The organism is Dokdonella sp., from assembly GCF_019634845.1.
In the GTDB taxonomy this organism is placed as follows: domain Bacteria; phylum Pseudomonadota; class Gammaproteobacteria; order Xanthomonadales; family Rhodanobacteraceae; genus Dokdonella_A.
On the sequence record NZ_JAHCAQ010000001.1, the window covers coordinates 320,850 to 331,234 of the forward strand.

Sequence of the window (10,385 nt, forward strand, 5' to 3'; positions counted from 1 at the left end):
GCCAACGCGGCCGGTCACGACGGCGGTGCTGCGCCATGCCCTGCATGGCGCAGCCCGGCAGCCGCCCAGGGACGGCCCGCGGTGAACCACCGCGGGCCGTCGTGCATTGAACGCGGGGACCACGCATGGAGTTCAAGGACTACTACGAGACTTTGGGTGTCAAGCCCGACGCGAGCGAGGCCGAGATCAAGGCGGCCTATCGGCGTCTTGCGCGCAAGTATCACCCCGATGTCAGCAAGGAGACCGCGGCCGAGGATCGGTTCAAGGCGGTCAACGAGGCCTACGAGGCGCTGCGTGAACCGGATCGGCGCAAGGCCTACGACCAGTTGCGCGCCGGTGGCTATCGCGGTGGCGACGCGTTCCGCGGCCCGCCGCCGGGCTGGCAGCACAGTCAGGAATTCGGCGAGGAAGGCGCCGATTTCAGTGACTTCTTCGAATCATTGTTCGGCGCCCGCGGCGGCGCCGGCGGCCGCCGCAGCAGCCCGCGCACGGGACGTGACATCCACGCGCAGATCGCGGTCGACCTGCGCACGGCCTGGCAGGGCGGGCGCGAGCGCATCGCGCTGCGTGATGGCGGCGGCGGCGAGCGCACGCTCGAGGTCAAGATTCCGGCCGGCATCATGCCGGGGCAGCAGATCCGGCTGGCCGGGCAGGGCAGTCCGGGCCTGCAGGGCGGCAAGTCCGGCGACCTCATCCTCGAAGTCGGCCTGCGCGAGGACCCGCGCTTTCGGCTCGAGGGGCGCGACGTGCACCTGAATCTGCCGATCACGCCGTGGGAGGCCGCGCTGGGCGCCAGCGTGACCGTCCCCACGCTCGGCGGCAACGTGGAACTGCGCATTCCGGCGGGCTCCGACAGCGGCCGCAGGATGCGTCTGCGCGAGCGTGGCTGGCCGGGCAAGACTCCGGGTGACCAGATCGTCACGCTCGTCGTGCACACACCCAAGGCGCACAGCACCGAACAACGCGGCCTGTATGAGGCGCTCGCTCACGCCTACGCGGATTTCGACCCACGCCAGTAGGCAGCGCACCCGTGCGACGCGCCTTTGCGCGCGTCATGCCGGCCCCGGGTGGGACGGTGGCGCCGGCGGCTGGGTTGTCGCGCCGGCGCGCAGCGTTCAGTGCGGCAGGTATTCCTGGATCACGCGCGACAGTTCGTCGTCGTCGATCGGCTTGGTCACATAGGCCTTGGCGCCCTGGCGCATGCCCCACACGCGATCGGTGTCCTGATCCTTGGTGGTGACCAGCACGATCGGGATGTGGCCCGTATTCGGGTCCTTCGAGATCGTGCGTGTGGCCTGGAACCCGTTGAGGTTGGGCATCACCACATCCATGAGGATGAGGTCGGGCAGCTCGCGCCGCGCCGCTTCGACGCCCGCGGCGCCATCTTCGGCCGTGACGACGTCGTGGCCCAGCTTTTCGACCGCACGTTTCATGCTCACGAGCTGGGACGGTGAATCGTCGATGATCAGTACTTTGGACATGGGCTGCCTTCCCCCTGTGGAGGGTCAATTCTAGTCACGGTTCCGGTGGCTCGCCAAGCCCGTTCAGGCCAGGCGCACGATCGTGCGGCCCAGCGAACGGCCGCCGACCATTGTCGCAAAAGTTGCCGGCAAGGCGGCCAGATCCACTTCGTGTGCCGCGATCGTGGCCAGGTGCATTGGCTTCCATGGGCCTGCCAGGCGCTGCCAGACCTCGTCGCGCAGCGCGCGCGCGGTGCCGGCCGAGGCCACGCCCAGCAGCGACAGGCCGCGGATGATGAATGGCATCACCGTGGTCGCCAGCTCGATGCTGGCGGCGTTGCCGCAGGTGGCGATATTGCCGTAAGGCCCGATCACGCGCGTGAGGCCGGCCAGCATGTCGCCGCCGACGTTGTCGATCGCGCCGGCCCAGCGCGCGGTCTCGAGCGGGCGCTGGCCCCAGAACAGGCCTTCGCGCGCGATGCACTGCCTTGCGCCCAGGCCGATCAGGTAGTCGAACTGCTCGACCTTGCCGGTGATCGCGTGTGCCTCGAAGCCGGCGCGGGTGAGGATGTCGATCGCCAGCGAGCCGACCCCGCCGGTGGCGCCGGTGACGACGATCGGGCCCATGTCGGGCGTCTGCCCATTGCGGATCATCTGGCTCAGCGCGAGTGCGGCCGTGAAGCCGGCCGTGCCGAGCTGCATCGCCTCGCGCAGCGTGAGCCCGTCGGGCAGCGGGATCGTCCATTTCGAGTCCAGCCGCAGGTATTGCGCGTAGCCACCGTCGCGGGTTTCCGACAGCCCGCAGCCCGTGCACAGCACCGCATCGCCTTCGCGGAACGACGGGTCCGTCGAGGCGGCGACGTAGCCGGCGGCATCGATGCCGCCATTGAGCGGAAACCGGCGCAGGATCTTGCCCTTGCCGGTGCCGGCCAGCGCATCCTTGTAGTTGACCGAGGAGTAGGCAACCTTGACCAGCACCTCGCCGGGCGTCAGTTCCTCGGTCGACATTTCTTCGATGCCGGCGCGGTAGCCGGCCGCGTCGTTGTGGATGCGGAAGGCGGAGAAGGCTTGTGCGGTCATGCTGTGTGCTCTTGGCCCGTCATTCCAGCGAAAGCTGGAATCCAGCTCTTGCATGGATCAAAGAAGATTCGGATAAAGATCCTGCCACCTTGGGTTGGACGCTTCGATCACGTCGATTTTCCATGGGCGCTTCCATGCCTTGATCGCTTTTTCCCGGGCGATCGCCGACTCCATCGTCTCGTGCTGCTCGAACCAAACGAGGTTGTGTATCCGATACTTTTTTGTGAAACCAGCCACCGCGTCGTTCTTGTGTTCCCAGATGCGCTTGACGAGATCGGAAGTCACTCCGACGTAGAGAGTGCCTTTCCAGTCGCTCGCCAGCATGTAGACGCAGGGTTGTTTCATCGCCCGCCAAAGGCTGGATTCCAGCTTTCGCTGGAATGACGAGGTGAAGATTCGCACGCTCTGCAATCTCGTCATTCTGGTCTTCGCCGGAATGACGACTTCGGGGTGCAAGCTTACCGTGCGGAAAGTCGTTGGTGCTGCCAACCTTCAGACGTGAGCACGAATATGTCAGTTTCCGTGTGTTCACCGGCAAGCTGTTTGGCGATGGCGGGGAATGCCTTCTGAATTGAAGCATCCTGTGTCCATTGGGCAGCGCCTTGGATCGTGTAGCGGTAGCTGACCTTGGAGATGCGATAGCCCATCGAGTCTGCGGGTTCGGTGTAGCTGTCAATGGCAACGACCTTTGGTGTGCCAAAACACAGCTGATGCAGCGTCATCTTGCCGAGCCCGCCACCGATCACGCGGTCTTGGTAGTACTTCTTGCCCAGTTCGCTCAGGTCGTAGCGCGTTGCGGCCACCGGTGTGGGCTTGTCGAGCGTGAAACCGCGAGGCGCGATCGTGGTCGGGCTTCCGGTCAGCAGGCCGACGGAAGCCATGGCGAGAATCTGCACAGCATTGTTCAGCGAGTCTCCAAGTTCGTTGCGCTGGTCGGGAAGGGTCGCAGGAAACGGAGCGTCGAGGGAGCGAAGGTCGATACAAGCCGGTGCGCGTGTTTGGTCAAAGTATGCGTCCAGCGCCTTCTTGAAATTGGCTTTGCTGGCCGCCTTCGGGTCGGCACACGCAGTCAAGCAGATTGCGGCTAGGGCAGATGCAGCAAATTTCCCTGCTTGCACGAGAGTCTCCTTGAGTTCGTACGCCTTCCCGTGCGATTCGTGTCAATTGGCCTTGTGGATCGCGCGCTTGTCGACCGCCAGTGCCGCTTCGTGGACGGCTTCGCTGAGCGTCGGATGCGCGTGCACGATGCGGGCGAGGTCTTCCGAGGAGCCCTTGAACTCCATCGCGACCACGCATTCGGCAACGAGTTCGGAGACGTTGGCGCCGACCAGATGCACACCGAGGATGCGATCGGTGTCGGCGTGGGCGATCATCTTCACGAAGCCGGCCGGTTCGTTCATCGCGACGGCGCGGCCAATCGCCGCGAATGGGAACGAGCCGGTCCGATAGGGGATGTTCTCGGCCTTGCATTGGGCCTCGGTCTTGCCGACCCAGGCGATTTCAGGTTCGGTGTAGATGACCCACGGCACGGTGTCGAGATTGACGTGGCCAGCCTTGCCGGCGATGAGCTCGGCGACGGCGATGCCTTCCTCGGAACCCTTGTGCGCGAGCATCGGCCCACGCACGCAGTCGCCGACGGCCCACACGCCTTCGACGCCGGTCCAGCAATGCTCGTCGACGACGACGCGGCCGCGCTCGTCGAGCTGCACGCCGGTGCCGTCGGCGAGGACGCCCGCGGTGTAGGCGCGGCGACCGACCGCGACCAGCAGCTTGTCGACGACGAGCTGCTTGTCGCCATCCTTGGTGGAATAGGTCAGATGCACTTCCTGGCCCTTGATCTCGGCCTTGGCGAGTTTGGCGCCGAGCTCGATCTTGAGCCCCTGCTTGGCGAACTCGCGCGCGGCGGCCTTGGCCACCTCGGCGTCGGCGGCGGCGAGGAAATCGGGCAGCGCCTCGATGATCGTCACCTCACTGCCCAGGCGCTTCCAGACGCTGCCCAGTTCGAGTCCGATCACGCCCGCGCCGATCACGCCCAGGCGCTTGGGCACGGCGCTGAAATCGAGTGCGCCGGCATTGTCGACGATGTGCTTGCCGTCGAATTTCGCGAACGGCAGCTCGATCGGGACCGAACCGGTGGCGATGATCACGTTGCTTGCGGCGAGCGTCTGCTTGCTGCCGTCGGCCGCAGTCACTTCGACCTGGCGACCGGGCAGCAGGCGGCCCTTGCCGAAATACGGCGTGACCTTGTTCTGCTTGAACAGCATCGCGATGCCGCCGGTGAACTGCTTGACGATCTTGTCCTTGCGGCCAACCATCGTGCCGACATCGATCGCCGGATCCTTGGCGCTGATCCCGTGTACCGCGAAGGCGTGGGTCAGGTTGTGGAACTGGCGCGAGGAATCGAGCAGCGCCTTGGACGGGATGCAGCCGACGTTGAGGCAGGTACCACCGAGCGCGGCCTTGCCATCCTTGCCCACGAACATGTCCACGCAGGCGGTCTTGAGGCCGAGCTGGGCGGCGCGGATCGCGGCCACGTAGCCGGCCGGGCCGGCACCTATCACCACAACGTCAAACTGATCCATTGCACAGGTCCTTCGGAAGCGGGGAAACCGACCAGGTGAGGCAGCGGGCGGGCGCCGCGCAGGGCGCCTGCCGGCGCCGCCGTCGGTTCGGCGGCGACGCCTTGGGTCATCACATGCCCAGCAGCATGCGCTGCGGATTCTCGAGCTGGTTCTTGATGTCGACGAGGAACAGCACCGCGTCCTTGCCGTCGATGATGCGGTGATCGTAGCTGATCGCGACGTACATCATCGGCGCGGCAACGACCTGGCCGTTGTCGACGACCGCGCGTTCCTTGATCGTGTGCATGCCCAGGATCGCGCTCTGCGGCGGATTGACGATCGGGGTGGAGAACAGCGAGCCGAACGTGCCGCCATTGGTGATCGTGAAGGTGCCGCCCTGCAGGTCGTCGAGCGTGAGCCCGCCCTTGCGCGCGCGATTGGCGAAATCGGCAATGGCCTTCTCGATGTCGGCAAAACCCATGTCCTGGGCATCGCGCAGCACCGGCGTGACGAGACCCTTGTCGGTCGACACCGCGACCGAGATGTCCTGGTAACCGTGGTAGATCACGTCGTTGCCGTCGACCGAGGCGTTGACGATCGGATGCCGCTTGAGTGCCTCGCAGGCCGCCTTGACGAAGAAGCTCATGTAGCCGAGCTTGATGCCATTGGCCTTTTCGAACTGCTCACCGAGCTCCTTGCGCATGGCCGCGACCTTGCCGAGGTTGATCTCGTTGAACGAGGTCAGCATCGCGATCGAGTTCTTCGACTGCATGAGGCGCTCGGCGATGCGGGCGCGCATGCGCGTCATCGGCACGCGCTCTTCGGGCCGCGCGCCGCTCGTGCGCGCGGCAGCCGCCGCGGCGGGCTGGGCGCCGGGGGCGGCGGCGGGCGAACCCGTGCGCATGAAGTTGACGAGGTCTTCCTTGGTCACGCGGCCGTCACGCCCGCTGCCGGCCACCTGGGCGGGGTCGATGCGGTTCTCGGTCGCGATGCGCTGGCCGGCGGCAGCAGCTCAGCCGACCGGTGCGAGCCGGCTGCCGCCGGCTGGGCGTGGCGCGGGCGCGGGCGCGGCGCGGGCCGGTTCGGCGGCCTTGGCCGCGGTGGCGGCGGCAACGGCGCCTTCCTCGAGAATCGCCAGCACCTGCTGACTCGTCACCGTGGCACCGCTGTCGAAGCGGATTTCCTTGAGCACGCCATCGACCGGCGAGGGCACTTCGAGCACGACCTTGTCGGTTTCCAGATCGACGAGATTCTCGTCGCGCTTGACCGCATCGCCGGGCTTCTTGTGCCAGCTCGCAATCGTGGCGTCGGAGACGGATTCGGGAAGAACGGGAACCTTGAGTTCAATCGACATGGCGTGGTCCTGGGCGGGCGGCCAGCCATGGCCGCGAAGTTCGTGGAAGCGGCCGGTCCCGGCCGCGTTGTCTCATCGGGAAAACGTCACTCGGCGCTGGGTTGGGTGCCGACCGGGCCGACGAGGGCCTGCTCCAGCAGCGCGGCCTGCTCGGCCAGGTGGGTCGACAGGTGGCCGCACGCCGGTGCCGGCGAACGACCGCGGCCGGCATAGGCCAGCGTCGCCTGCGCGGGCGTCACGGCCTGCAGGTGATGGCGGATCTGGTACCAGGCGCCCTGGTTCATCGGTTCTTCCTGGCACCAGATGACTTCCTTGAGCGCAACCTGCCGGGCCAGTTCGGCCGCCACCGCGTCGCGCGGGAACGGATACAGCTGTTCGACGCGGATGATCGGCACGTTGCTGATGCCGCGCTTGCCGGCCTCCTCGACGAGATCGTAATAGACCTTGCCCGAGCACAGCACGGCGCGTTCGACCTTCTGGCCATGTTTGGCCGTGGTGTCGACGATCACGTTCTGGAAGCTGCCGGTGGCCAGCTCATCGAGCGACGACACCGCATGCTTGTGGCGCAGCAGCGACTTGGGCGTCAGCACCACGAGCGGCTTGCGGCAGTCGCGGCGCATCTGCCGCCGCAACAGGTGGAACATCTGCGCCGGCGTGGTCGGCACGCACACCTGCATGTTGTCGAGGGCGCACAGTTGCAGGTAGCGCTCCAGTCGCGCCGAGGAATGTTCCGGCCCCTGGCCTTCGTAACCATGCGGCAACAGCAGCACGAGGCCCGACAGGCGATCCCACTTGGCTTCGCCCGAGGAAATGAACTGGTCGACGACGACCTGGGCGCCGTTGGCGAAGTCGCCGAACTGCGCCTCCCACAGCACCAGCGTGTTCGCATCGGCGGTCGAATAGCCGTACTCGAACGCCATCACGGCCTCCTCGCTCAGCAGCGAGTCGACGATCGTGACGCTGGCGCCCTCGCGCACGCGCGCGAGCGGCAGGTATTCGCCGCCGCTGTTCTGGTCGTGCAGCACCGCGTGGCGATGGAAGAAGGTGCCGCGGCCGCTGTCCTGTCCGACCAGGCGCAGGTCATGGCCGTCGGCGATCAGCGAGGCATAGGCGAGGTTCTCGGCCGCCCCCCAGTCGAGGGGTTGTTCGCCGGCCGCCATCTTGACGCGGTCGGCGTAGATCTTGGCCACGCGCGGATGCAGGGTCAGGCCCTGCGGCAGCGCGAGGATGGTCTGGTTGAGCGCGGCCAGCGACTCGCGCGCAACGCCGGTGTCGAGGGGCTGGTCGAGCCGTGCACCGATGTGGCGACTCCAGTCGACGGCGAAGGCGTCCTTGAAATCGGGGTCGAGCTCGGGGATCGGCGTGCCGGCCTCGAGGCGCTTGCGGTAGTCCTCGACGAGTCGATCGGCGTCGGTCTGGCCGAGCGTGCCGGCCGCGATGAGCTTGCTGGCGTACAGCTCGCGCGCGGTCGGGCGGGCACGGATGACCTGGTACATGAGCGGCTGCGTCGCCGCCGGCTCGTCGGCCTCGTTGTGGCCGTGACGGCGGTAGCAGACGAGGTCGATGACGACGTCGCGCTTGAATTTCTGGCGGAAGTCGAACGCGAGTCGCGCCACGAACAGCACCGCTTCGGGGTCGTCGCCGTTGACGTGGAACACCGGCGCGCTGAGCATCTTGGCGACGTCGGTGCAGTACAGCGTCGAGCGCGTGTCGTGCGGGTTGGAGGTGGTGAAGCCGACCTGATTGTTGACCACCACATGGATCGCGCCGCCGACCGCGAACCCGCGCGCCTGCGACATGTTGAGCAGTTCCATGTTGACGCCCTGGCCGGCGAAGGCCGAGTCGCCGTGGATCAGCACCGGCACCACGTGCTCGCGTGCCACGTCGTTGCGGTGCACCTGGCGTGCGCGGACCGAACCGCACACGACGGGATTGACGATCTCCAGATGCGAGGGATTGAAGGCCAGCGCCAGATGCACGGTACGTCCCGGCGTCTTCACGTTGGCCGAGAAGCCCATGTGGTACTTCACGTCGCCCGAGTGGGCCGGGTCGTCGGGATGGTCGAACTTGCCGTCGAACTCGGCGAACAGCTTTTCCGGCGACTTGCCGAGGATGTTGACGAGCACGTTGAGGCGGCCGCGGTGGGCCATGCCGATCACCATGTCGCGCATGCCGTCGGCGCCGCCACGGCGCACGAATTCGTCGAGCAGCGGGATCAGGCTGTCGCCGCCTTCGAGCGAGAAGCGCTTCTGGCCGACATACTTGGTGTGCAGATAGCGCTCCAGCCCGTCCGCCTGCACGAGCTTTTCCAGCACGCGCTTCTTGTCGTCGACCGACAGACCGGGGTTGCCGCCGGCGCGTTCGAGCTGTTCGTGCACCCACTGGCGTTGTTCGACATCCGAGATGTGCATGAACTCGGCGCCGATGCTGCCGGCATAGGTGGCGCGCAGCAGCGCGACGAGGTCGCGCAGCTTGAGACGGGTCGGACCAGCCAGCGAGCCGGTGTCGAATTCGCGCTCGAGGTCGGCCGCGTCGAGGCCGTGGTACTCGGGCTGCAGATCGGGTGCGCCAGGGCGCGGCAGCAGGCCGATCGCCCTGAGGTCGGATTCGGGGAAGGCCTGCTCCAGCTCGAGCGGATCGAGCTTCGCCGCGAGGTGTCCGCGCGAGCGATAGGCGGTGACGAGCTTGAGCACTGCGGCCTGCTTCTGCGACTGACCTGCGTCGACCACCGCCGTCAACGCGGGCTGCGCCGCGCGCGGCTGGCGCTGTGCCGCCTCGATGCGCGCGATCGCGGCCAGGTGCGAGGCATCACGGACCCCGCGCCCCTGCAGCTCGCCGAAGTAGCGGCGCCAGACCGGGTCGACTGCGTCGGGGTCGGCCAGCCAGGCCTCGTAGAGCTCGTCGAGGTAGGCCGCATTGCTGCCGCCGATCGCCGAGGTGGCCTGGAACCGCTCGAACAGGTTGTGGGGTGTCGGATTTGCGCTCACGCGGTTGCCTTCGTGCTCGGGATGAGGCGCGCGGCGATGCGCGCCGGTGGCTGGTGGGCGCCGCTGCGGTGGATGCAGCCGGCACAGCGGCGGGATTATAGCGTTTCGCCCGTCGTTTGTTGCGTCTGCACATGGCGCGCTGGCCGGTGCGTTGGCGCGCAGTCAGTGATCGATCGCAGCGGCACGCGTTCGCGCGATCCGTGCCTGCGCCGCTGCGTCGCAGTGGTTGGTTCGAGCCGCGCTCAGATGCCGAGCACGCGCAGGTCGGCGCTGGGCTGCGAGCGCTCCCAGATTTCGTTGAACGTGGCCAGCAGTTGCGCATGGCGGCCCGGGTTGCAGGTGTGCCCTTCGCCTTCTGGCCGGCTGCCGAGGGGGCGCAGCAAATAGCCTCCGCGATCGTTGACGAGGAAGGCCGATGGCTCGGCGAGATCGCGGTCCTCGACCGGTACGCGCAGCTCGATCGCGCTCGACAGCTGCTGCGCCAGGCGCAGCAGGCCGTGGCCGTCCCGGATCGCGCGGCGCGGCTCCTGGACCAGCAGGCGCACGCGGGCATGGCGGCCGGTCAGCGCGATGCGCTTGACCGCCTCCACCAGAGTGGCGTTGTCGAGCAGGGCAGGCTCCAGATCGCGACTGAACAGCGCGACCTCGGCGCGCGCATCGGCGAGCAGCACCAGCATCGCGTCGCGTGCCTCGCCGAAGCTGCGGCTCTGCAGCACCTGTGCCGGCGGATGCTGCGTCGGTGCCGCCGCCGGCGGCGGCGCCAGCGGTTGCAGTGGCAGGCGCATCAGGCGGTGGGGAATGTCGCATTCGAGGAATTCGGGGCCTTCGGCGACGAAGCCGGCGCGTTCGTAGAAGCCGATCGCGTGGCTTTGCGCGTGCAGGTCGAGCTCGGGCCAGCCACGTGCGCGTGCGTACTCGATCAACGTGCGCAGCATGGCCTCAC

8 protein-coding genes and 1 pseudogene are annotated in these 10,385 nt (G+C 67.2%); 1 reads left to right on the forward strand and 8 read right to left on the reverse strand.

Annotation, left to right across the window (positions count from 1 at the left end; translation table 11 throughout):
• The first annotated feature begins 125 nt into the window (after window positions 1-125).
• A complete protein-coding gene (locus KF903_RS01420; protein ID WP_291210012.1) occupies window positions 126-1,019 on the forward strand; it encodes a DnaJ C-terminal domain-containing protein in 894 nt (297 codons plus the stop codon).
• Between the two features lie 96 nt (window positions 1,020-1,115).
• On the opposite strand, the gene pilH is transcribed toward KF903_RS01420, so the two are convergent.
• The 8 genes and pseudogenes from pilH to KF903_RS01460 form a co-directional block, all read right to left on the reverse strand.
• A complete protein-coding gene (gene pilH, locus KF903_RS01425) occupies window positions 1,116-1,481 on the reverse strand; it encodes a twitching motility response regulator PilH (RefSeq protein WP_291210015.1) in 366 nt (121 codons plus the stop codon).
• Between the two features lie 63 nt (window positions 1,482-1,544).
• Window positions 1,545-2,540, reverse strand: coding sequence for a YhdH/YhfP family quinone oxidoreductase (locus tag KF903_RS01430; RefSeq protein ID WP_291210017.1), 996 nt, complete (start codon window positions 2,538-2,540; stop codon window positions 1,545-1,547).
• Between the two features lie 57 nt (window positions 2,541-2,597).
• On the reverse strand, window positions 2,598-2,960 hold the full coding sequence (locus KF903_RS01435; protein WP_345777726.1) for a GIY-YIG nuclease family protein: 363 nt from the start codon (window positions 2,958-2,960) through the stop codon (window positions 2,598-2,600).
• 38 nt (window positions 2,961-2,998) lie between these two features.
• Window positions 2,999-3,658, reverse strand: coding sequence for a hypothetical protein (locus KF903_RS01440; RefSeq protein ID WP_291210019.1), 660 nt, complete (start codon window positions 3,656-3,658; stop codon window positions 2,999-3,001).
• Window positions 3,659-3,700: 42 nt separating this feature from the next.
• A complete protein-coding gene (gene lpdA, locus KF903_RS01445) occupies window positions 3,701-5,122 on the reverse strand; it encodes a dihydrolipoyl dehydrogenase (protein WP_291210021.1) in 1,422 nt (473 codons plus the stop codon).
• Window positions 5,123-5,231: 109 nt separating this feature from the next.
• Window positions 5,232-6,455, reverse strand: a pseudogene (gene odhB, locus KF903_RS01450) (2-oxoglutarate dehydrogenase complex dihydrolipoyllysine-residue succinyltransferase).
• Between the two features lie 86 nt (window positions 6,456-6,541).
• Complete coding sequence (locus KF903_RS01455) at window positions 6,542-9,442, reverse strand: 2-oxoglutarate dehydrogenase E1 component (protein WP_291210023.1); 2,901 nt, start codon at window positions 9,440-9,442, stop codon at window positions 6,542-6,544.
• A 242-nt stretch (window positions 9,443-9,684) separates the two neighbouring features.
• A partial coding sequence (locus tag KF903_RS01460; RefSeq protein WP_291210025.1) for a GNAT family N-acetyltransferase occupies window positions 9,685-10,385 on the reverse strand: 701 nt, incomplete at its 5' end.